General features: G+C 68.9%; 17 protein-coding genes. 8 read left to right on the plus strand and 9 right to left on the minus strand.

The genetic code is table 11. From position 1 onward, the window contains the following. Positions 1-49 precede the first annotated feature (49 nt). Both OG568_RS16880 and OG568_RS16885 read right to left on the minus strand, forming a co-directional pair. The gene (locus OG568_RS16880) at positions 50-1669 is read right to left on the minus strand and encodes an amidohydrolase (protein ID WP_329532191.1); all 1620 of its coding nucleotides are present in this window, start codon (positions 1667-1669) and stop codon (positions 50-52) included. A gap of 214 nt (positions 1670-1883) precedes the next feature. Continuing rightward, positions 1884-2861: an Lrp/AsnC family transcriptional regulator gene (locus OG568_RS16885; RefSeq protein WP_329532192.1), complete on the minus strand. Its 978-nt coding sequence runs from the start codon at positions 2859-2861 to the stop codon at positions 1884-1886. Positions 2862-2973: 112 nt separating this feature from the next. Between OG568_RS16885 and OG568_RS16890 the strand changes: the two genes are divergently transcribed. Next, a complete protein-coding gene (locus OG568_RS16890; RefSeq protein WP_329532193.1) occupies positions 2974-4428 on the plus strand; it encodes a carboxylesterase/lipase family protein in 1455 nt (484 codons plus the stop codon). A 50-nt stretch (positions 4429-4478) separates the two neighbouring features. On the opposite strand, the gene OG568_RS16895 is transcribed toward OG568_RS16890, so the two are convergent. Continuing rightward, positions 4479-5642, minus strand: a complete 1164-nt coding sequence (locus OG568_RS16895) for a polyamine ABC transporter substrate-binding protein (protein WP_329536373.1) — start codon at positions 5640-5642, stop codon at positions 4479-4481. Between the two features lie 226 nt (positions 5643-5868). Further along, entirely contained in the window at positions 5869-7308 is a 1440-nt protein-coding gene (locus tag OG568_RS16900) for a gamma-aminobutyraldehyde dehydrogenase (RefSeq protein ID WP_266430827.1), read from the minus strand. A 165-nt stretch (positions 7309-7473) separates the two neighbouring features. Between OG568_RS16900 and OG568_RS16905 the strand changes: the two genes are divergently transcribed. The 7 genes from OG568_RS16905 (at position 7474) to OG568_RS16935 (ending at position 14074) form a co-directional block, all read left to right on the plus strand. After that, positions 7474-7992 carry an Lrp/AsnC family transcriptional regulator gene (locus OG568_RS16905; protein ID WP_054235338.1) on the plus strand — a complete coding sequence of 173 codons (519 nt, stop codon included), beginning with the start codon at positions 7474-7476 and terminating at the stop codon, positions 7990-7992. Beyond that, entirely contained in the window at positions 7977-9359 is a 1383-nt protein-coding gene (locus OG568_RS16910; protein WP_329532194.1) for an aspartate aminotransferase family protein, read from the plus strand. The genes OG568_RS16905 and OG568_RS16910 overlap by 16 nt, the downstream gene beginning before the upstream one ends. Before the next feature lie 189 nt (positions 9360-9548). Then, entirely contained in the window at positions 9549-10286 is a 738-nt protein-coding gene (locus tag OG568_RS16915) for an ABC transporter ATP-binding protein (RefSeq protein ID WP_329532195.1), read from the plus strand. Continuing rightward, the gene (locus OG568_RS16920) at positions 10268-11530 is read left to right on the plus strand and encodes a hypothetical protein (protein ID WP_329532196.1); all 1263 of its coding nucleotides are present in this window, start codon (positions 10268-10270) and stop codon (positions 11528-11530) included. The genes OG568_RS16915 and OG568_RS16920 overlap by 19 nt, the downstream gene beginning before the upstream one ends. 118 nt (positions 11531-11648) lie before the next feature. Next, positions 11649-12056: a VOC family protein gene (locus OG568_RS16925; protein ID WP_266586199.1), complete on the plus strand. Its 408-nt coding sequence runs from the start codon at positions 11649-11651 to the stop codon at positions 12054-12056. A gap of 60 nt (positions 12057-12116) precedes the next feature. Then, a complete protein-coding gene (locus OG568_RS16930) occupies positions 12117-13232 on the plus strand; it encodes an LOG family protein (RefSeq protein WP_329532197.1) in 1116 nt (371 codons plus the stop codon). A gap of 149 nt (positions 13233-13381) precedes the next feature. Then, complete coding sequence (locus OG568_RS16935; protein WP_329532198.1) at positions 13382-14074, plus strand: LAETG motif-containing sortase-dependent surface protein; 693 nt, start codon at positions 13382-13384, stop codon at positions 14072-14074. Positions 14075-14271: 197 nt separating this feature from the next. Here the strand turns inward: OG568_RS16935 and OG568_RS16940 are convergent, their stop codons facing one another. The 5 genes from OG568_RS16940 to OG568_RS16960 form a co-directional block, all read right to left on the minus strand. Continuing rightward, positions 14272-15339, minus strand: a complete 1068-nt coding sequence (locus OG568_RS16940; RefSeq protein ID WP_329536374.1) for an ABC transporter ATP-binding protein — start codon at positions 15337-15339, stop codon at positions 14272-14274. A gap of 89 nt (positions 15340-15428) precedes the next feature. Next, the gene (locus OG568_RS16945; protein WP_329532199.1) at positions 15429-17105 is read right to left on the minus strand and encodes an ABC transporter permease; all 1677 of its coding nucleotides are present in this window, start codon (positions 17103-17105) and stop codon (positions 15429-15431) included. Next, the gene (locus OG568_RS16950) at positions 17081-18157 is read right to left on the minus strand and encodes a thiamine ABC transporter substrate-binding protein (protein ID WP_329532200.1); all 1077 of its coding nucleotides are present in this window, start codon (positions 18155-18157) and stop codon (positions 17081-17083) included. Before OG568_RS16950 ends, OG568_RS16945 begins: the two co-directional genes overlap by 25 nt. A gap of 288 nt (positions 18158-18445) precedes the next feature. Further along, positions 18446-19552, minus strand: a complete 1107-nt coding sequence (gene rlmN / locus OG568_RS16955; protein ID WP_266586194.1) for a 23S rRNA (adenine(2503)-C(2))-methyltransferase RlmN — start codon at positions 19550-19552, stop codon at positions 18446-18448. Positions 19553-19885: 333 nt separating this feature from the next. Then, positions 19886-21394 carry an AAA family ATPase gene (locus OG568_RS16960; protein ID WP_329532201.1) on the minus strand — a complete coding sequence of 503 codons (1509 nt, stop codon included), beginning with the start codon at positions 21392-21394 and terminating at the stop codon, positions 19886-19888. Between the last annotated feature and the right edge of the window lie 572 nt (positions 21395-21966).

Below are 21966 nucleotides of genomic sequence, written 5' to 3' on the forward strand. Positions count from 1 at the left end.
GCCGCCGTGCCGCATACGAAGGCATGCACGGCGGCCGTCCCGGCCCGGCCTACCGCGCGTCTGCGGGTGTGATCAGGAGGCCGCCGACGAAGGTGTGCGTCGGGTTGAGGTCGCGCAGCGCCTCGCCGGGGCAGTGGGCGGGGTCCTGGTCCCAGACGGTGAGGTCGGCGAAGCGGCCGGGGGTGAGGGTGCCGCGCAGGTGCTCCTCGCCGCACAGGCGGGCGGCGTTGATGGTGTGCAGGGCGACGGCTTCGTCGTAGGTGATGGCGTGCTCGGGGCCCTTGACGCCGATGACGGTCTGCCGGGTGGTCATGCCCCACACGGAGCGCATGGCGCCGAACTGGCCGACCGGGAAGTCGGAGCCCGCGCTGACCTGGGCACCCAGGTCGATCCAGGCGCGGGCCGGGAAGAGGCGGGCGACCCGCTCCGGGCCCCAAAAAACCTCCTCGACCTCGGCGGTGTCGTGCAGCAGCGGCTGCTGGATGGTGACCGGGATACCGAGGGCGACGGCGCGGGCGCGCTGCTCGGGGCCGGCGAGGCCGCCGTGCTCCATGACCAGCGAACCGGCAGGCAGGCCGGGGTTGCGCTCCAGGACGCGTTCGTAGACGTCGAGGAGGGTACGGACGGCCCGGTCGCCGTAGGCGTGCGTGCCGACCCGCCAGCCACGCCGGACCACCGCCTCGACCGCCTCGACCAGCGCGTCCGGCTCCCAGATCAGCATCCCGGAGAAGGAGTGGTCACAGGCGTACGGCTCCTCGGTGGCACCGGCCTCCAGGCCGCCGTCGAGGCCGAACTTCACGCCCCACACCGACAGTTGCGGGTCGGCGGTGTCGCGCCACTCTTCCATGACGTCGAGCAGGTCCTCCACCTGGGCCGCGCTGGTCATGCCGAGCGCCGAGATCAGCGCGCGCACCCGGGTGTGCAACGCTCCGGCCTCGCGGGCGGCCCGGAGCACCCGGTAGTCCTCGGGGGTGACCGCGCAGTCGCGCACGGTGCCGATGCCGGTGGCGGCGTAGTCGCGGGAGGCGATCCGCAGTCCCTCGATGCGCTGGGCCCGGTCCGGGGCCGGGACCAGCCGCTCGACCAGGTGCAGGGCGTTGTCGACCAGCCGGCCGTCCAGCCGGCCGTCGGCGCCGCGGCCGATGGTGCCGCCGGGCGGTACGGGGGTGTCCTCGGTGATGCCCGCGAGGCGCAGCGCGTAGCTGTTGACGACGTCGTTGTGGCCGCCGCGCTTGACCAGGACCGGGTGCCGGTCGGTGACGGTGTCGAGTTCGGCCGCGGTGGGCAGGCGGCGCTCGGCCAGGTTCAGTTCCTGCCAGTTGGTGGTGGTGCGGATCCACTCGCCCTCGGGGGTGACCGCGGCCCGCTCCCGGATCAGGTCGAGGAACTCGGGGATGGTGCGGGCCCGGTGCACGGGGACGTCCTGGGCGCCGAGCGCAGCGAAGATCATGTGGGTGTGGGTGTCGTCGAAGGCGGGCAGCACGGTGGCACCGGGCAGGTCGTGGACCCTGGTGTGCGCGCTCACCAGGTGGTCGAGGCCGTTCGGGTCGGGTGAGAGGGCCGCGATGCGGTCGCCCCGTACGGCCAGCGCCCGCTGCGGGGCCTGGCCGGGCACCAGGGTGTGCACGGCATCGGCCCGGATCAGCAGATCGGCTCCGTGATCGGTCATCGTCGTCTCCATGCCATCTCGAAGTGTTTCGGAGCGTGTCAGGGACGCCGCGAGTGGCCGGGACCGTGCTCGGCCGACCGTTGGTCCGCCGCGTCCGCTGACGAGACCGTTGTACGGGCCGTCAGCCGATTCACGTACGTTCGGTGGTCATGGATGCATGAAGTGCGCCACGGTGGCGGCCCGCGATGCAGATCATGCGCCAAACGCTCAATACTCAGAGGCTGCCGGGGCGGACCAGCCCGGTCCTTTTGACCCCGGTCAGGATGGGGGTGACCTCGATGGTGGAGACGTGTTCGAGGGCGCCGACGGTGTCGCTCAGGAAGTGGTAGAGCGCGTTGAGGTCGGCTGCCGCGACGGCCACGAGGAGGTTGGCCGGGCCGGTGGTGGCGGACGCGAAACGGACCTGTGGGTGACGGCTGAGTTGCCGGCCCGTCTCCTCCAGCCCGCCCGGCGCGACGGTGATCCACAACAGCGCCTCGGTGCGGATGCCCAGCCGGGCGAGATCGACCTCGGTCGCGAGTCGGATGACCTGGCCGCCCACCAGTACCTCCAGGCGGCGGCGGGCGGTGAGGGCGGTGGTGTCGGCGCGGCGCGCGAGGTCGGTGTAGGAGGCCCTTCCGTCCTCGGTCAGCGCGGCGATCAACTGGTGGTCGAGGGGCAGGAGGCCGGAACGGCCGGGTGTCGCAGGCGCGTTCGGCCGCAGGCTGGTCAGCTCGGCCTTTGACAGCAGGCCGCCGCTCCAGTCGAAGGCGGCGGGAAAGACCCGCAGGAGGACATGAGAGGTCCACGACTGGACCGCGGGGGTGGCGGGGAGGTCGCGCAGCAGCAGCGCGTTGCGTGCGTCCGGGCCGTCCAGGAACAGGATGGTGCAGATTTCGTCCCCGCCGCCGAGGACGTCCACCCAGATGGTGTCGGGGTGGCGGGCCAGGGTGGCGGCGATGGCGGTGATCCGGTTGGGGCGGCACCGGATGCGCAGGGCCAGCGGGATCAGATCGGGGAAGTGCGTGGGGTTGCGCACGGCTGTGGCACGCAGCGTTCCGTCGTGGAACAGCGGCGACGCACGGCGCACCACGGTGCGCTCCGAGATGCCCAGGACACGGCCGACCGTACGCCACGAGGCGCGCGGGGCAGCCAGCATCGCGGCGGCGATCCGGCTGTCTGTCTCATCCAGACTGTGGCGTACTTTCTCCATGCAGCAGGATTCTATGGCTTTCTTTCGTGCATGGAGGTGCTTCTTCTGGCTCAGATCGCTCTGGCCGCATAGAAACGGTCTCAGAGCAGCCGAGATGGGAGAGGTGAGCACGATGACAGGTGCCGAGAGCCAGGTCGTGGACACGGACCGGGGCAAGGTCAGGGGCGTCACAGAGGGTGAGGCGATCTCCTTCCGGGGAATCCCGTACGCCGCCTCGCCCGTCGGTGAGCTGCGTTTCGCGCCGCCGCAGCCGCACCCGGGCTGGCTGGGAGTACGGGAGGCGGCGACGGCCGGACCGGCAGTCCCGCAGGCAGCCTCCCGGCTGGAGCAGGTGATGGGACAGCGCGTGCCGGACTGGAACGAGGACGGCAGCCTGACCGTGAACGTCTTCACCCCGCGGCGGGCACGGGAGGACAGGGCGCCCCGCCCGGTCCTGGTCTGGTGGCACGGGGGCGGCTTCACCAGCGGCTCCGGCGGCTGGGACTGGTACGACGGTGGCCGCCTCGCCGCACTGGGCGACATCGTGGTGGTGACCGCCAACTACCGGGTGGGACCGCTGGGCTACTTGTACCTGCCGGAGATCGGCGCCGCGAACTCCGGCCCCCAGGACCAGGCCGCCGTGCTGCGTTGGGTGCGGGACAACATCGCCTCCTTCGGCGGCGACCCGCGCACCGTGACGGTCGGCGGACAGTCGGCCGGAGCGTACTCCGCCCTGTCGCTGGCGCTCGACCCGCAGACCACGGGACTCGTCACCCGGGTACTGCTGGAAAGCGGCCCCTTCGGCCTGCCCCCGCAGGACCCGCAGAACGCGGCCGAGAACGCCGAGGCATACCTGCGGCTGCTCGGCGTCCAGAGCGGCACGGACACCGCGAAGACGCTGCGTGCACTGCCGGTCGAGCAGTTGCTGTCCGCGTACGGCCGGCTCGCGGGACAGCTCGCGCGTCCGGGCAACGCGGCCCCGCCGATGTATCCGGTGCTCGGCGGCCCCGGCGTGCCCCGCACCTGGCAGCGAGCTCTCGCGGACGGCGCCCTGGAGGGCAAGGCTCTGCTGATCGGCACCACCCGGGACGAAGCGACGGCCTTCTTCGCCTTCGACCCGCGCGTCCAGAACCTCACCGCCACCGGCGCGCTGGACATCCTCGCCGGCCAGATCGGCGAACAGGACGCCCACGAGGTCTACCGGCGGCATGCCGCCCGGCTTCCGCAGGCGACGCCGGCGCAGATCTTCACCGCGGTCCAGACCGATGAGCTGTTCCGCGACGGCGCGCTGCAGATCGCCGACCACCACGCGGCCGGCGGCAACGCCACCTACGCCTACCAGTTCGACTACCAGCCGGCCGAGGACGCACACGCCCTGGGCGCCACCCACTGCGGCGAACTGCCCTTCCTCTTCAACACCTTCGACGCCTACCCGGACAGCCCGATGCTGGGCAGGCCCACAGACGCCCAACGCGCCCTGGGACACACCTTCGCGACCGCCGTCACCGAGTTCGTCACCACTGGATCGGTGAACGACTGGCTGCCCTACGCGACCGCAACGGCCGCCCGCATCCGGCACTTCGCCTGAGCCGAGGAGGGCCGGGGGGAACGCCGTACCGCCCAGACCTGAAACCGCGGTCAGAGTCCCGCGATCGCGTTCCAGCGCTTGGCGAACTCCGTGCGTTCCGTGGACGTGATGTCGCGCGCGATCGCCAGCCGCTTCCGCATGGTGGCGTCGGGGAAGATCAGCGGGTTCTCGGCGAGCGCGGCGGTGTCCTCGTCCTTGGAGGAGGCGAGGACGTGCTGGGCGGCCGGGACCGGGCAGACGTAGTTGACCCAGGACGCCAACTCGGCGGCGACCTCGGGCTCGTAGTAGTAGTCGACGAGCTTCTCGGCGTTGGCCTTGTGGCGGGCCAGGTCGGGGATCATCAGGGAGTCGGACCACAGCTCGGCGCCCTCCTCGGGTACGACGAAGCGGATGTCCGGGTTGTCCGCCTGGAGTTGGATCACATCGCCCGAGTACGCCTGGCAGGCCAGTACGTCACCGCTGACCAGGTCCTTGGTGTAGTCGTTGCCCGTGAAGCGGCGGATCTGGCCGCTGTGCACGTACTTCTCGACCTGGTCGCAGATCGTGTGGAAGTCGTCGGCCTTCCACCGGGTGATGTCGACGCCGTTGCCCTGCATGAGAAGTGCGAACGCCTCGTCGAGACCGGAGAGCAGGGTGACCCTGCCCTTGAGGTCGGGGGCCCACAGGTCCGAGACGTGCTTGATCTCGCGGCCGGCCTTGCGGCGGTTGTACGCGATGCCGGTGATGCCGGACTGCCACGGCACGGTGGACTTGCGGCCCGGGTCGAACGCGGGCCTGCTCAGCAGCGGGTCGAGGTACTTGGCGACGTTCGGCTGCCTGGCCCGGTCCATCTCCTGCACCCAGCCGAGCCGGACGAAGCGCGCGCACATCCAGTCACTGATGACGATCAGGTCGCGGCCGGTCTGCTGGTGGTTCATCAGGGACGGGCTGATCTTGCCGAAGAACTCGTCGTTGTCGTTGATCTCCTCGATGTAGTCGACGGAGATCCCGGTGCGCTTGCGGAAGGCGTCCAGCGTGGGCCGCTTTGTGTGGTCCGTGTCGTCGGTGTCTATGTAGAGCGGCCAGTTCGCCCAGGTCAGCCGCTTGTCGCGGGCCGAGAGGTCGGCTCCGGCGCGGTCACCTGGTGACACATACGCGGCGGGTACACCGCAGCCCGCGAGGGCCCCGAGCGCCGCACCCCCGCCCAGGGTGCTCAGCAGGAACCGGCGGGACATCGGCGAGGTCTTCCGAATCTCTGGCACTCCGGCAGCATGCCTTCTGCGACTCGGCGCGAACAATGGACGCTGCGTCGAGCACTCGCACGCCGACCCGACACCCTGTCGACCGGCTCGTTACCGGGCGGTTACGCCCGGACGCCGACGGCGAATCCGCCGCCGGGGACACCCTCCTCGGAAAACCGTGAACACTTAAGCGCTTAAGTGTTCACGGTTTCTGTACGGACTACGCGTCCAGCGAGGTCATCACGTGCTTGATCCGCGTGTAGTCGTCGAAGCCGTACGCCGACAGGTCCTTGCCGTAGCCGGACTTCTTGAAGCCGCCGTGCGGCATCTCGGCGACCAGCGGGATGTGGGTGTTGATCCACACGCAGCCGAAGTCGAGGGACTTGGACAGGCGCATCGCGCGGCTGTGGTCCTTCGTCCAGACCGAGGAGGCGAGGGCGTAGTCGACGCCGTTGGCCCACTCGATGGCCTGGGCCTCGTCCGTGAAGGACTGGACGGTGATGACCGGCCCGAAGACCTCGTTCTGGATGATCTCGTCGTCCTGCTTGAGGCCGGAGACGACGGTCGCGGCGTAGAAGTAGCCCTTGTCGCCGACCTGTTGGCCGCCCGCCTCGACCTTGGCGTGCGCGGGCAGCCGCTCGATGAACCCGGCGACCTGCTTGAGCTGGTTCGGGTTGTTCAGCGGGCCGTAGAGCACGTCCTCGTCGTCCGGCTGGCCGGTCTTCGTCTCGGCGGCGGCCTTGGCGAGCGCGGCGACGAACTCGTCGTGGATGGACTCCTGGACGAGGACGCGGGTGGCGGCCGTACAGTCCTGGCCCGCGTTGAAGAAGCCCGCGACCGAGATGTCCTCGACGGCCTTGGCGATGTCGGTGTCCTCGAAGACCACGACCGGGGCCTTGCCGCCCAGCTCCAGGTGGACCCGCTTGAGGTCCTTGGACGCCGACTCGGCGACGGACATGCCCGCGCGTACGGAGCCCGTGATGGAGGCCATCGCCGGGGTCGGGTGCTCGACCATCGCGCGGCCGGTCTCGCGGTCGCCGCAGATGACGTTGAAGACACCCTTGGGCAGGATGCCACCGATGATGTCGGCGATCAGGACGGTGGAGGCGGGGGTGGTGTCCGAGGGCTTGAGGACCACCGTGTTGCCCGCCGCGAGCGCCGGGGCGAACTTCCACACCGCCATCATCATCGGGTAGTTCCACGGCGCGACCTGCGCGCAGACGCCGATCGGCTCGCGGCGGATGATGGAGGTCATCCCCTCCATGTACTCGCCGGCCGAGCGGCCCTCGAGCATCCGCGCCGCACCCGCGAAGAAGCGGATCTGGTCGACCATGGGCGGGATTTCCTCGGACCGGGTCAGCCCGATCGGCTTGCCGGTGTTCTCGACCTCGGCCGCGATCAGTTCCTCGGCCCGCTCCTCGAACGCGTCCGCGATCTTCAGGAGGGCCTTCTGGCGCTCGGCGGGCGTCTGGTCGCGCCAGGCCGGGAAGGCCGCGGCGGCGGCCGCCATGGCGGCGTCCACGTCGGCCTGACCGGACAGCGGCGCGCTCGCGTACGCCTCGCCGGTCGCGGGGTTGACGACCTCGGTGGTCCGCCCGTCGGCGGCATCCCGGAACTCACCGTCGATGTAATTGCGCAGACGACGCAGCTCGGTGCTCACTGCCGGCCCTCCAAGTTCAGGTGTCCAATCGCTGAGACACCCACCCTAATCCGTGGCCCCACGTTTTCAACACCCCTAGTCACCCCTTGACTGCGAAATCCGCAAGCTACAGCCTCGTAAACAACGAATTTCATCGCTACAGCCTTGCGGAACCGTCGAGACGTCATGCACAGTGAGCTCGTGGCCAGTCGAAGCGCAGACCCCAGGGACTCCACCCGCGAGTCCAGGAACGGCAGTCCCCAGCTGGACTCCGTCTCCCTCGCCATCATCGAGCAGCTCCAGCAGGACGGACGCCGCCCGTACGCCGCGATCGGCAAGGCCGTGGGCCTGTCCGAGGCGGCCGTGCGCCAGCGCGTCCAGAAGCTGCTCGACCAGGGCGTGATGCAGATCGTCGCCGTCACGGACCCGCTCACCGTGGGCTTCCGCAGGCAGGCGATGGTCGGCGTCAATGTCGAGGGCGACCTCGACCCGGTGGCCGACGCGCTGACCGCCATGTCGGAAGTCGAGTACGTGGTGATGACCGCGGGCTCGTTCGACATCCTCGCCGAGATCGTCTGCGAGGACGACGACCACCTGCTGGACGTCATCAACAAACGCATCCGGGCCCTGCCCGGGGTGCGCTCCACCGAGAGCTTCGTCTATCTGAAGCTCAAGAAGCAGACCTACATGTGGGGAACCCGATAGCCGTGAGCACCAAGGACCTCAGCAAGACCGCGTACGACCACCTGTGGATGCACTTCACCCGCATGTCCTCGTACGAGAACGCGCCCGTTCCCACCATCGTCCGTGGTGAGGGCACCTACATCTACGACGACAAGGGCAAGCGCTACCTCGACGGTCTCGCGGGCCTGTTCGTGGTCCAGGCGGGCCACGGCCGCACCGAACTCGCGGAGACGGCGTTCAAGCAGGCGCAGGAGCTGGCCTTCTTCCCGGTGTGGTCCTACGCCCACCCCAAGGCCGTCGAGCTCGCCGAGCGCCTCGCGAACTATGCTCCGGGCGACCTGAACAAGGTCTTCTTCACCACGGGCGGCGGCGAGGCCGTCGAGACCGCGTGGAAGCTCGCCAAGCAGTACTTCAAGCTGCAGGGCAAGCCGACCAAGTACAAGGTCATCTCGCGCGCCGTCGCCTACCACGGCACCCCGCAGGGCGCCCTGTCCATCACCGGCCTGCCGGCCCTCAAGGCCCCCTTCGAGCCGCTGGTCCCGGGCGCCCACAAGGTCCCGAACACCAACATCTACCGCGCCCCGCTCTTCGGCGACGACCCGGAGGCCTTCGGCCGCTGGGCCGCCGACCAGATCGAGCAGCAGATCCTCTTCGAGGGCCCGGAGACGGTCGCGGCCGTCTTCCTGGAGCCGGTGCAGAACGCCGGCGGCTGCTTCCCCCCGCCGCCCGGCTACTTCCAGCGCGTGCGCGAGATCTGTGACCAGTACGACGTACTGCTGGTGTCGGACGAGGTCATCTGCGCCTTCGGCCGCCTCGGCACGATGTTCGCCTGCGACAAGTTCGGCTACGTACCGGACATGATCACCTGCGCCAAGGGCATGACCTCGGGCTACTCCCCGATCGGCGCGTGCATCGTCTCCGACCGCATCGCCGAGCCGTTCTACAAGGGCGACAACACCTTCCTGCACGGCTACACCTTCGGTGGCCACCCGGTCTCCGCCGCGGTGGGTATCGCCAACCTCGACCTGTTCGAGCGCGAGGGCCTCAACCAGCACGTGCTCGACAACGAGGCCAACTTCCTGCAGACCCTGCAGAAGCTGCACGACCTGCCGATCGTCGGCGACGTCCGCGGCAACGGCTTCTTCTACGGCATCGAGCTGGTCAAGGACAAGGCCACCAAGGAGACCTTCACGGACGAGGAGTCGGAGCGCGTGCTCTATGGCTTCGTCTCCAAGAAGCTCTTCGAGTACGGCCTCTACTGCCGCGCCGACGACCGCGGTGACCCGGTCATCCAGCTGTCGCCGCCGCTGATCTCCGACCAGTCGACCTTCGACGAGATCGAGGGCATCGTCCGTCAGGTGCTGACGGAGGCGTGGACGAAGCTCTGATCTTCCTCCCGGATGATCAACAACGGCCCCGGTGCCGCCCGTTCGAGTGAGAAAGGGCGCCCCGGGGCCGCGTGCTGTCCGCCCTGACGGCCCCGACTCCCTAGCGTGCCCAGTGACCGATCGGCCCTGCCTTCGTTCCCCCGTCCGGGGGATTGGCAGCGCAAATCTGATCTGAACGAGGTGTACGCGATGGTGGCCCCGCCGGACAACGACGTGCTCTGGGCACGCGCCCTGCACGTCAAGCACAACGGCTCGCCCGCGCTCAGCGGCGTCTCGCTCGGCATCCGCGACGGCGAGATCCTCGCCGTCGGCGGCCCGCGCGGCAGCGGCAAGACGACCCTGCTCCAGTGTCTGTCCGGGCAGGTGCTGCCCCAGCAGGGCGAGGTCTGGTTCAACAGCACGCCGGTGCACACCATGGACCCCGTCACCCGCGAACGGCTGCGCCGCGACCGCTTCGGCTGGATCGACCCCACGCCCGTCCTCGTACCGGAACTGAACGCCTGGGAGAACGCGGCGCTGCCCCTGATGCTGCGCGGCTGCGGCCGTCGGGCCGCCAAGACCGCCGCCCTCGAATGGCTGGAACGCCTCGACATCCGCGACTGCGCCCGCAAACGCCCGCACGCCCTGCTCCAGACCGAGCGGCAGCGCGTCGCCATCGCCCGGGCGCTCGCCCTCTCCCCCAAGGTGCTCTTCGCCGACGAACCGTCCGCCCCGCTGCACCGCGCTGACGGCGACCACGTCCTGCGCACCCTCACCTCGGCTGCCCGCTCTCACGGCATCACGGTCGTCCTCGCCACGCACTACGCGGACACCGCGGCCCTCGCCGACCGCACGGTGTCGCTGCTCGACGGACGGCGCGTGAACACCCTCCATCTGCCCCCGGTCGTCGAGGCGGAAGGCCGGGCCGCGTGCTCGCTCTCCGTCTAGCCCGCGGGGCTCACTCCGTCGTCCAGCTGCGCAGACTCCTTGTCGTCGCCGCCTCGGCGGGCACCGGCTTCCTGCTGCTGTGCACGCTGGGGTACGCGCTGGCGCACCCGGACCCCTCGGCCGGCGCGCTGCTCCGGCTCCTGTGGTGCCTCGCGCCCGCCGCCGCCACCGTGCACTTCGCGGTCGCGGTCGCCCGTACGGACCCGGGGACCCGGCCGCGCCCCGGGCTCTCGGCGATCGGACTCGGCCCCGGCCGGCTGATGGCGATCTCGGCGGTCACCACCGCCCTGTCGACCACGCTCGGCTCGATCCTCGCGCTGCTCGTCTTCCTGCACCTGCGCGGCGACCTCCCCGGCATGTCCTTCGACGGCGACGGGGCGGCCTTCCTCGCCTCCGACCAGCCGCTGCCCCTGCCCGCGGCCCTGACCCTGCTGCTCCCGGTCCCGCTGGCCGCCTCCCTGGCGAGCGCGGTGGCGCTGCGACCGCGGAGTCCCCGGCCGACCCGCCCCAGGACGGCCCGTCCCCGACGGCCGGGCGCCGACGGCGACTCCTCCCGTGAGCCGTCCCCTACGCGCGCCAAGTCCGGCCCGTACGCCGACCAGCCGGGGCGCCCGCTGGATCCGCAGCAGCCCGCCCCTCCGCTGCCCACCCCCGGGGGACTGCCCTGGGGCATCGCCGTCCTCGCGGCGGGCCTTGCCGTGGAGGCGTACGCGAGCCGTTCGGGACCCGGCCTGGCGCTGCCCGGCCGCTTCACGGGCGGCCCCGCCCGGGTGTTCGGCGGCTGGTCCCTGACCGCGCTCGGGCTGATGCTGGCCGCGCCCGCGATCACGCACCTGTGCGGGCGGCTGCTCCAGGCCGTACGCCCCGGCGCGCTGCGGCTGCTGGCCGGGCGCGTCCTCCAGGAGGAGGCCCGGCGCATCGGGCGCCCGCTCGGCGTGGTGTGCGCGGTCGCGTCCGGCGCGTACGCCATGGCGACCGTGTACTCAGGGGCGCGCCCCTCGTTCGGTCCGCTCAGCACGCTCGGGGCGCTGCTCGTGGCCGGGTGCACCGTCGCGACCCTGTTGACCGCGGCGGTCGAGGCCAAGCACGCGCGCGCCGACACCACGGCCGCGCTGCTGCGCCTGGGGGCACCGACCACGGTGCTGCGGGGCGCCGCGCTGCTCCGCGCGGGCGCGCTGCTCGCCGTGTTCGGCCCGCTGACCTGGGTGGTCGCTGAACTCGCGGCGCTGCCGCTGACGCGCTGAGCACACGTACGCGCTTCCTTCCCGCTTTTTCCCGGCGAGCGATGAGTTCCGCGCGCAGGAGCGGTCTACCTCTGCGAACGGCACCGCATCACTTCACCCGCACCGGGAGAGACCCCTCATGTACCAGCAGATGATCTTCGTGAACCTCGCCGTGAACGACGTCGACACCTCGAAGAAGTTCTTCACCGAGCTCGGCTACACGATCAACCCGCAGTTCACGACGGACGACTGCGCCTGTGTCGTCATCAGCGACACGATCATCGCGATGCTGCTGAGCAAGCAGCGCTACGCGGACTTCACGAAGAAGGACATCGCGGACCCGACGAAGACCAGCGAGGTGCTGCTGTGTCTGAGCGCCGAGAGCCGCGAGAAGGTCGACGAGCTCTGTGACAAGGCCCTCGCCGCGGGCGGCTCGGGGACCCGGGAGGCCCAGGACCAAGGCTTCATGTACGGCCGCGCCTTCGACGACCCGGACGGCCACACCTGGGAGGTCATGTGGATGGACCCGGCGGCGGTCCAGGGCTGAGCCCCCCCGGGGGGACACCGACGCGCATGTCCCCCTCAAGGGAGGCCCTAGCATGGCCGCGTGCAGCCAACCCCCCTTCATGCCGCCCATGACCGCGAGATCGAGTCCCTCGCCGAGTTCGACAAGGTCGTCTCGGAGCACGGCTCGCTCACCCGGTTCCGCGTCCAGGCCGTGGATCTGACGGACCGTACGGACGCCCTGCTCACGGTGGACACCGCGGGCGCCGTCTTCCTCGGCTGTCCGATGGCCCCCGAGGCGGCGGCACGCGTACGAGGCACGGGCGCGCTCGTCTTCCCGCCCATACCCGGGCTGCCCTTCGACCCCTACCGCGGGCTGCTCTACTCCCCGGACGAGCTCTTCGCGTCGCTCGACGCCGGCTACGAGGCGACCCCGGACGCCCTCGCGTACACCTGGTTCCAGCGGACCAAGGCCGACGGCGACGTCTTCACGTCGATGCTGCGCGCGATCCACGACGACTCGGTGTCGGACGCGCTCGACGAACTCCTCGTCGGGACCCGAGTGGTGGGCGTGATGGGCGGTCACGCGATGGCACGCGGCACGGAGGCGTACGAGGGCGCCGCACGCCTGGGGCGCGAACTGGCGCGCGCCGGACTCATGGTCGCCACCGGCGGTGGCCCCGGCGCGATGGAGGCCGCGAACCTCGGCGCGTACGCCGCCCCGTTCGACGACGAGATGCTCACCAAGGCGCTCCAGCTTCTCGCCGAGGCGCCGTCGTTCACCCCCTCCATCAGCGACTGGGCGGGTGCCGCCTTCGCCGTGCGCGAGCGCTGGCCGGACGGCGGCCCCTCCGTCGGCATCCCGACCTGGTTCTACGGCCACGAGCCGCCGAACGCCTTCGCCGCCCACATCGCCAAGTACTTCGCCAACGCGACCCGGGAGGACGGGCTGTTGGCCCGCTCGAACGCGGGCGTCGTCTTCCTGCCGGGCGCCGCCGGGACCGTACAGGAGATCTTCGACAACGCGACCCCGAACTACTACGAGTCGCGCGGCGAGCCCACCCCCATGGTTCTGGTGAACCGTGCGCATTGGACCGTAAAACATCCCACTTGGCCTCTTCTCCAGTCACTTGCCCGCGAGCGGTCCATGGAGTCCCGGATCGCGTTGGTGGACCGGATCGAGGAGGCACCGGAGGCGCTCAAACGCCTCGGTGGTTAATGACAAGGCAAAACCGACGGCACGGCAGGGCATATGCATTGACAGCACTTAGGTGGCGCTTATAGACCTGTGAGGCCCGAGGGGGCCCTGTTGACACAGCAGAACCCCCCTTAAACCCCCCGCAGTTGCGCATTCTGTGAAGGGCAATCGTGTCCATATCTCGCCGTACCGCACGTTCCGTGCGAATCCTCGGTGTCGCCTCCGCCACCGCCGCGCTCGCGCTCGGTGCCGCCGGCAACGCCCTTGCTTGCAACATCAGTGAGTTCTCCGCCGAAGCCAAGTGCGACGGCGCCAAGGGCATCATCTCCGTCACGGACGTGGATGCCTCAGGCACCAAGGCGACCGTGTCCGTGTTCCTGGAGTCCAACGGCGCCGACGCGAAGAAGGTCGGCGAGCAGGAAGTCCAGGGCTCGCGCGCAGGTGTCACCATCACCTTCGCCGAGGACTGGAAGCCGGGCGCCACGTACCGCGTCCACGTCAAGGCCGGAAACCAGGTCGACGCGGACATCAAGGAGAACGTGACCGCTCCGTCCACGGCCTGCGCGACCACCGAGTCGCCGTCGCCGTCGGCCTCGGAGACCCCGAAGCCTTCGGAGACCCCGTCCTCGCCCGCCTCCTCGGAGACGCCTTCCGCGAACCCGTCGGAGTCGGAGAGCAGCGCCGCTCCCGCGACGCCGGGCGACAACGCCCCGTCGCCCGCGGCCGGTAGCTCCAACCTCGCCGAGACCGGTGCGAACTCCAACACGCCGATGATCGCCGGTATCGCCGGTGCCCTCGTGGTGGTCGGCGGCGGAGCGGTGTTCTTCGGCATGCGTCGCCGCGGCGCCTCGAAGTCGAGCTGAACCGCACACCGTACGTCTGAGTGAAACGTGTGGCCCGCCCCTCTCGAAGGGAGCGGGCCACACGCCTGTCCGGGTGGTGCGCCTGCTACCCGAAGGTCGCCCGCTCCAGCCAGAAGTCCAGCGGCTCCCGCTCCCCCAGCACCTCCAACCGCGCGTCGCAGTAGCGGTCATGTGCGAGTGGCGTCATGATCTGTACCTTATGGAGCCGAAGGCTCCCCGAGCACGACGATTTCGGCTGCCTCGAACACCACACCGACCTCGTCACCGGGCGCGGGCGCCTCCCGCAGCGCGCACGCCGCCTCGATACGCGGCGCGCCCTCCGGCAACAGCTGTACGGCGACGTGGGTGCCCCGGAAGGTGCGTGCGGCCACGGTGCAGCGCAGCCCGTCCGCGGGGGCGACCAGCCGTACACCGGCGGGCCGCACGAGGAGCGTGCCGGGTCCCTGCGGAGTGCCCTCCGGCACCGGGAGCCTCCCCCACGGCGTGTCCGCGATCCGGTCACGCACCGTCGCCGCCACCACGTTGTCGAAGCCGAGGAACCGTGCCACGAACTCGTCCGCCGGGTGCTGCCAGACCTCAAGTGGCGTGCCGGACTGGGCGATCCGCCCCTCACGCATCACCACGACCCGGTCGGCGAGCGCGAAGGCCTCGCCCTGGTCATGGGTGACCGCGAGCACGGTCGTGCCCAACTCTCCGAAGAGCTGCCGGAGTTCGACGACGAGCCGTTCGCGCAGCGAGCGGTCCAGCTGGCCGAGCGGCTCGTCGAGCATCAGCAGCCGGGGGCGCGGGGCGAGCGCACGGGCCAACGCGACCCGCTGCTGCTCACCGCCGGAGAGGGCGGCGACGGCGCGCGCACGAGCCCCAGGCAGCCCCACGAGTTCCAGCAACTCCTCGACCCGTACGGCCTGTTCGTCCTTCGACGCGCCGTGCATACGCAGCCCGAAGGCGACATTGCCGCCCACGTCCCGCTGCGGGAAGAGCTGATGGTCCTGGAACATGAGTCCGACGCCCCGCTTGTGCGCGGGCACCCCTGCCTGGTCGCGTCCCGCCAGGAGCACGTGGCCCGCGTCGAGCGACTGCAATCCGGCCACCGCGCGCAGCAGCGTGGACTTGCCGCTGCCGCTCGGTCCGAGCACACACACGATCTCGTGCTCGGCGACATCGAGGCCGACGGCGTCGAGCACCGGCCGACCGCCGAAGCGTACGGTCGCGGACTCGACCCTCAGCAGGGCGTTACGTGTCCGGGGACGCGCCGGCGTCGGCATCGGCTCTCGCGCCTCCTGCCGCTCATGCGTCTCCTGCGCCACCTCCGTCGCCCCTGTCGCCTCTGTCGCCTGCTTCGCGAGCCGCGCCATCAGAACTCCCCCGTCCGGTCGGTGCGGATGCGCTCCAACAGCAGCAGGGCCACCGCGCACACCACCATCAAGATCGTCGAAAGGGCCATCGCCTGGCCGTAGTTGAGGTCACCCGCGCGCCCGAGCAGCCGGGCCACGGCGACCGGCAGGGTCGGGTTGTCGGGCCGCGCGATGAAGACCGTCGCCCCGAACTCGCCCAGCGACACGGCGAAGGCGAACCCCGCCGCGATCATCAGCGCCCGCCGCACCATCGGCAGATCGACCTCCCGCCACACCCGCCACGGCGACGCCCCGAGGACGGCCGCCGCCTCCCGGAGCCGCCCGTCCACCGCCCGCAGCACCGGCAGCATGGTCCGTACGACGAAGGGGACACCCACCAGCGCCTGCGCGAGCGGCACCAGGATCCACGAGGAGCGCAGATCCAGCGGCGGTTCGTCGAGCGCGATCAGGAAGCCGAACCCGACGGTCACTGCGGACACACCGAGCGGCAGCATCAGCAGCGCGTCGAAACCCCGTACGAGGTGCCCGGTCCGCCTGGTGAGCGCGGCGGCCGCCAGACCGCCGATCAGGACGGCGACGGCGGTGGCGGCGAGCGCGTACTCCAGCGAGTTGCCGATCGCCGCGATCGGTGCCACCAGGAAGATGCCGCTGTCGGCCGAGGTCAACGCCTTGTAGTACGCGAATCCGTAGCCGCCCGGTGCGTCCAGGGACCGCTGGACCAGTACGCCGAGCGGCAGGACGAGCAGGACGAGGATGCTCGCCAGGACCCCGCCCAGCAGCGCCCACTGGCCGGCCCCACGCGGTCGGCGCGCGGCCACTTCCGGAGCCACCAGACGCAGGGCGGTCTCCCGGCGGCGTACGGTCCACGCGTGCACGGCGAGAATCGCGCCGACGGCCACGAACTGGACGATCGTCAGTACCGCCGCGGTCGCGAGGTCGAAGATCTCCGAGGTCTGCCGGTAGATCTCGACCTCGAGAGTGGAGAAGGTCGGCCCGCCGAGGATCTGCACCACACCGAACGAGGTGAAGGTGAAGAGGAAGACCATCAGCGCGGCGGCGGCCACGGCCGGGCTCAGCGCCGGCAGCGTCACCCTGCGCCAGGCCGCGAACCGGGAGGCGCCCAGCATCCGCGCGGCCTCCTCCTGACGCGGGTCCAGCTGCGACCAGAGCCCGCCGACCGTCCGTACGACCACCGCGTAGTTGAAGAAGACATGCGCGAGCAGAATCGCCCAGACGGTGGTGTCCAGCCGTACGCCCCAGAGGTGGTCAAGGAATCCGCCCCGGCCTACGAGGGCCAGGAACGCCGTACCGACCACGACCGTCGGCAGGACGAACGGGACCGTCACCACCGCCCGCAGCACCTGCTTGCCCCTGAAGTCGAAGCGCGCGAAGACATACGCGCCGGGGAGCGCGATCAGCAGCGTGAGCGCCGTGGAGGCGAGCGCCTGCCAGGTGGTGAACCACAGGACGTGCCGGATGTCGGACTGCGCGAGCACCGCACCGATCCGCCCGAACCGCCAGACCCCGTCGATCTTGAGGCCGCGGGCGACGATCGCGGCGACGGGGTAGGCGAAGAAGACGGCGAAGAACGCGACGGGCAGGGCCATCAGCCCGATCCGCGTCGCGCTCTCCTTGCGACTCCTTCGAGGCGCTACTTCAGTACGAGCGAGGTCCACGACTTGACCCACTGGTCACGGTTGTCGGCGATCTTGGCGGGGGCCATGGTCTCGGGGTGCTCGGCCTGCGGGCCGAACTTGACGAATTCCTCGGGCACCTGGGCGGTCTCGCGGACCGGGTACACGAACATGTTCAGCGGCATGTCCTCCTGGAACTTGACGCTGATGAGGAAGTCGAGGAGTGCCTTGCCGCCCTTGGTGTTCTTCGCGTTGCTCAGCAGCCCCGCGTACTCGATCTGCCGGAAGCAGGTGCCGCTCGCGACCCCGGTCGGCGCGGTCTTCGGCTTCGGGTCGGCGTAGATCACCTCGGCGGGCGGCGAGGAGGCGTAGGAGACGACCAGCGGCCGGTCGGCCTTGGCCTTCTTGCCGCCCGCGGACCCGGAGAATTCGTCGTTGTAGGCCTGCTCCCAGCCGTCGACCACCTTCACGCCGTTGGCCTTGAGCTTCTTCCAGTAGTCCTGCCAGCTGTCGTCGCCGTACTTCGCGGCGGTCCCGAGCAGGAAGCCGAGGCCGGGCGAGGACGTGGCCGCGTTCTCGGTGACGAGGAGGTTCTTGTACGCGGGCTTGATCAGGTCCTCGAACGAGGTGGGCGGGGCCAGCTTGTGCTTGCTGAAGTAGGCCTTGTCGTAGTTGACGCAGATGTCACCGGAGTCGATGGGCGTGACCCTGTGCTTGTCCTGGTCGATCCGGTACTGCTGGACGATCTGGTCGGAGCCCTTGGCCTCGTACGGCTGGAACAGCCCGTTGTCGAGCGCACGGGACAGCAGGGTGTTGTCGACGCCGAAGAAGACGTCGCCCTGCGGGTTGTCCTTGGTGAGGATGGCCTTGTTGACGGCCTGCCCGGCGTCGCCGTCCTTGAGGACCTTGACCTTGTACCCGGACTGCTTCTCGAAGTCCCCCAGCACGCTCTTCGACACGGCCCACGAGTCGTGGCTGACGAGCGTGACGGTCTTGGGGTCCCCGGCGCCGCCGCTGTCGGAGGACCCGCACGCGGACAGCGTGACGAGGCCCAGCCCGATGACCACGGCCGTGGTCGTCCTCTTGATGCTCACTGAATTCCTCCTGGGATGACCAGGAAGAGACGCGGCCCTGCCCGGGATCCTCGGAAGGTTCCCGGGCAGGGCGCAACAGCTTGAGTGATGCCCGAACTTCCTACCCAGAATGACCTGGGCAAGGTTCAGAGGGTCTGCGGCCCACCGGTGCTCCGGCTACCGCACTCTCAGCGCTGTGGCGCTCCCCTGTCGGAATATGAAGATGTCGGAATATCGAATTGCACTGACTGGCACGGTGACGGGCACTGGCCGGTGGCACTGCCCGAAAGGGCACTGCCGCGGATCAGACTATCGCTCGGTCGCGGCCAGCTGACCGCATGCCCCGTCGATCTCCTGGCCCCGGGTGTCCCGGACGGTCACCGGCACCCCATGGGCCGCGATCGCCTCGACGAACGCCTTCTCGTCCTCGGGCCGCGAGGCGGTCCACTTCGAACCCGGCGTCGGGTTCAGCGGGATGAGATTGACGTGCACGGGCTTGCCCTTGAGCAGCCGCCCGAGCCGGTCACCGCGCCATGCCTGGTCGTTGATGTCCCGGATGAGGGCGTACTCGATGGACAGCCGACGTCCGGACTTGGCCGCGTACTCCCAGCCGGCGTCCAGCACCTCGCGCACCTTCCACCGCGTGTTGACGGGGACGAGGGTGTCGCGCAGTTCGTCGTCCGGGGCGTGCAGCGAGATGGCGAGGCGGCACTTGAAGCCCTCGTCGGAGAACCGGTGGATGGCGGGCACCAGCCCGACCGTCGACACGGTGATCCCACGCTGCGAGAGCCCGAGCCCGTCCGGCTCGGGGTCGGTGAGCGCGCGAATGGCGCCCACGACCCGCTTGTAGTTGGCGAGCGGCTCGCCCATGCCCATGAAGACGATGTTGCTCAGCCGCGCCGGGCCGCCCGGGATCTCGCCGTCCCTGAGGGCCCGCATCCCGTCCACGATCTGGTGCACGATCTCACCGGTGGACAGGTTCCGGTCCAGCCCGGCCTGTCCGGTGGCACAGAACGGGCAGTTCATCCCGCAGCCCGCCTGCGAGCTGATGCACATGGTCACCCGGTCCGGGTAGCGCATCAGCACGGACTCGACGAGCGTGCCGTCGAACAGGCGCCACAGGGTCTTGCGGGTGGTGTCCTGGTCGGTCGACAGATGCCGCACGACCGTCATCAGCTCGGGAAGCAGCGCCTCCTGGAGCTTGCCGCGCGCGGCGGCCGGGATGTCCGTCCACTCCGCGGGGTCGTGCGCGAACCGCGCGAAGTAGTGCTGCGAGAGCTGCTTGGCGCGAAACGGCTTCTCACCGATCGCGGCAACCGCCTCTTTACGCTCGGCGGGCGTGAGGTCGGCGAGGTGCCGCGGCGGCTTCTTGGCTCCGCGGGGGGCGACGAATGTGAGTTCTCCGGGTGCAGGCATAACCCTTCCAGTGTCGCAGATCAACTCCACCAGCCCAGGCCAGAGCGGGGTGGGGGCGGTCACCCGTGGGTGCCTACTGTCAGCCTTGGTCGGCCTCGCACGGCCCAGGGACGGCCCAGGGCGCTCAGGTGTCGCGATCACTACTTCGTGAAGGCGGACGTGGTGGGCGGCGAGAGCAGCCAGGTCAACCGGGCAATGGGAGCCACCCAGACCCTCGGCCAACCTCGACTGAGCGGCCCGGCACCCGGGCCGGAGCCGCGGGACGCCCTGAGTCCTGGAACAAATCCGTCCCGCTGGAAGAACCACCGGCAGACTTCTGGCTCACCTCAGCTCTTACTGGTTCGACCCCTCAGCCTGCCCGGAGCCGCGCTGCAGAGCTGTCACAACCCGCTCGACAAGTGAGCTGGTTTCCACCGCGTTTTTGGAGTCGGAATGCCAAATCTCGAAAGCAACTCGGAGGCAGTAGCGCCAATCGTGCCCAGTTCTTTTAGCGAGAAGTGTCAGCCATCTATGATGGTCGACCCCGAGCATTTCCGCGATGTACACACTAATTGACTGAATAGGGCAGCCTAGCCTCCGAGCTAGCTCTTCTGGGTGACATGCTGCGTACTGAACAAAGACCTTTTCCGGCGGCTCCGAGCCGGGGAGAAATAGAATACCCCTCGAAGCATCTGAAGTTTTGAGGGCACCTCTCTGGTCTCCATCTATTACTGCCACGGCCCGGACGCGACTAGACGAGGAAAGAGATCGCAGCGTCACCACTACGTCATTCCAGGAACCAGCCTGCAGCACCTCTGTTTCACTGAGGAAAGGGAACTGGTTGGCCGACAAGATTAGGCTCAAGGCGCTTGCGGCTACCTCGTCTTCCACAATCATAAAGAAGCGCAGCGGGTGATCCACTCCAAGAGCGTCCCGAAGATCAGCGGGGCGTGACGGCTTAAGGATTGCTCTCGAATCACCGAGCCGTACACACATTCGGATACATGGTAGTGGAACGCGCCCCATGAACTCAGCGGAGTGGGTTGCGATGATAATCTGCGTATTGGAGGAGCGCGCCAGTGCTGCCATCTCATCCAAGAGCGCTGCCCGGCCTCTTGGTGCAATGTTGGCCTCAGGCTCATCAAGTAGTAGAACGGCGTTCTCGGAGCAATGGCGAATGTTCCATCGGAGAATGTGGACCGTCAACTCTCCGTAACTCATCTGAAATGAGTCGATCCATCTTTCTCCGTGCCTTGCCCTGACATATGGAAACGGGAAGCCTGCACCGCTCACATCGACCGGATAGTAAGTGACCTCGTCGTAAGAAATTCCCAAAATCTCACGCAGAGCGTCTAGATCCCTCCTCTTCTGGCGCCACGGGTCTCCGGCTAGATCAGTTTCCATAAAATTAAGACTGACGTCTTGGAAAAAAATCTGAATGTCCGTGGAAACATCGTAAGCATCTTGGAAGATGGGGTTGAATTCTCCACCAATGCGCGATTGCTTTCGCGATGCCTCTCGAGTGAGACTCAAGTCTGCATCTACCTGCACTTCTTGGTCGCCATGCTGAACCGTGACTGAGTGCTGGCCTCCGAGAAATGTTTCACTTTTACGCTGAGGGCGAATCAAGGGAGGGATGTCATAGTATCGAGAACCGGCTTGCAAGCATTCCGCGATCAAGGAGAGGAGGGTGGTTTTACCAGCCCCATGAGCTCCAGCAATAAGTGTTACCGGTGCAAGGTCCACGCTTTGCCCTTCGAACGGAGACCCCTCCTTAAAGTCAATGCGTTTCACATAGAACTGCGGCTCAAAGTGCTTCATTGACTGCCAGAGCCTCGTAGAAGCGTGCGGTGCGTTAGCCACGTCGGTCCCCCCTAATGATTTCGCAGATCATTCTTGCAGGGTGATGCCATGTGTGGCAGGTGGTTTCCGTGCTGAGGTCGGCGGAGTCTCAATGGGCGAGTCAACCCTTCAGCGATCTTGAAAACCGTCGTGGCGGCGATGTCACCGTGGGTTCAAATCCCACACCCACCGCAGATGAACGGCCCCTGACCAGGTAAATCGGTCGGGGATTGTCGCGCTGATGGCGCTGTCCACGAGTAACTGCCGTTCCCCGGTGTCTCCCGCTCGATCGGGCACGGCAGGGGCACGTCTGCTTCCAGCCTGGAAGCCGTCACAGGTCCACTGTCAGTGCCTCTTGCTAGCTTGCTCGTCGAGACCGGTCGGAGAACCCTTGAGGTCCGCGGTTAAGGGGGGTGGGCACAAAGGTCCCCGGGTTCGCCTCGGGACTGTGAGCTTAAGGCCGTGGCATCCACCCCCCTCCTCAAGCCTCGCGCACAACCTCCACCCACCACTCACCCCAGCTCCCATCCCGTCTGCCGTCGACCCACACACCGTGGAGCGGGCGTGGTTCCTGGCGTCCAGGTGGAGCGCGC

The organism is Streptomyces sp. NBC_01450, assembly GCF_036227505.1.
GTDB lineage: Bacteria > Actinomycetota > Actinomycetes > Streptomycetales > Streptomycetaceae > Streptomyces.

Coding starts and splice junctions, on each gene's coding strand:
- OG568_RS16890 (WP_329532193.1), top strand. CDS start 2,974: ATGACAGGTGCCGAGAGCCAGGTCGTGGACACGGACCGGGGCAAGGTC.
- OG568_RS16940 (WP_329536374.1), bottom strand. CDS start 15,339: ATGCCGACGCCGGCGCGTCCCCGGACACGTAACGCCCTGCTGAGGGTC.
- OG568_RS16915 (WP_329532195.1), top strand. CDS start 9,549: ATGGTGGCCCCGCCGGACAACGACGTGCTCTGGGCACGCGCCCTGCAC.
- OG568_RS16885 (WP_329532192.1), bottom strand. CDS start 2,861: ATGGAGAAAGTACGCCACAGTCTGGATGAGACAGACAGCCGGATCGCC.
- OG568_RS16925 (WP_266586199.1), top strand. CDS start 11,649: ATGTACCAGCAGATGATCTTCGTGAACCTCGCCGTGAACGACGTCGAC.
- OG568_RS16905 (WP_054235338.1), top strand. CDS start 7,474: ATGCACAGTGAGCTCGTGGCCAGTCGAAGCGCAGACCCCAGGGACTCC.
- rlmN (WP_266586194.1), bottom strand. CDS start 19,552: ATGCCTGCACCCGGAGAACTCACATTCGTCGCCCCCCGCGGAGCCAAG.
- OG568_RS16880 (WP_329532191.1), bottom strand. CDS start 1,669: ATGACCGATCACGGAGCCGATCTGCTGATCCGGGCCGATGCCGTGCAC.
- OG568_RS16895 (WP_329536373.1), bottom strand. CDS start 5,642: ATGTCCCGCCGGTTCCTGCTGAGCACCCTGGGCGGGGGTGCGGCGCTC.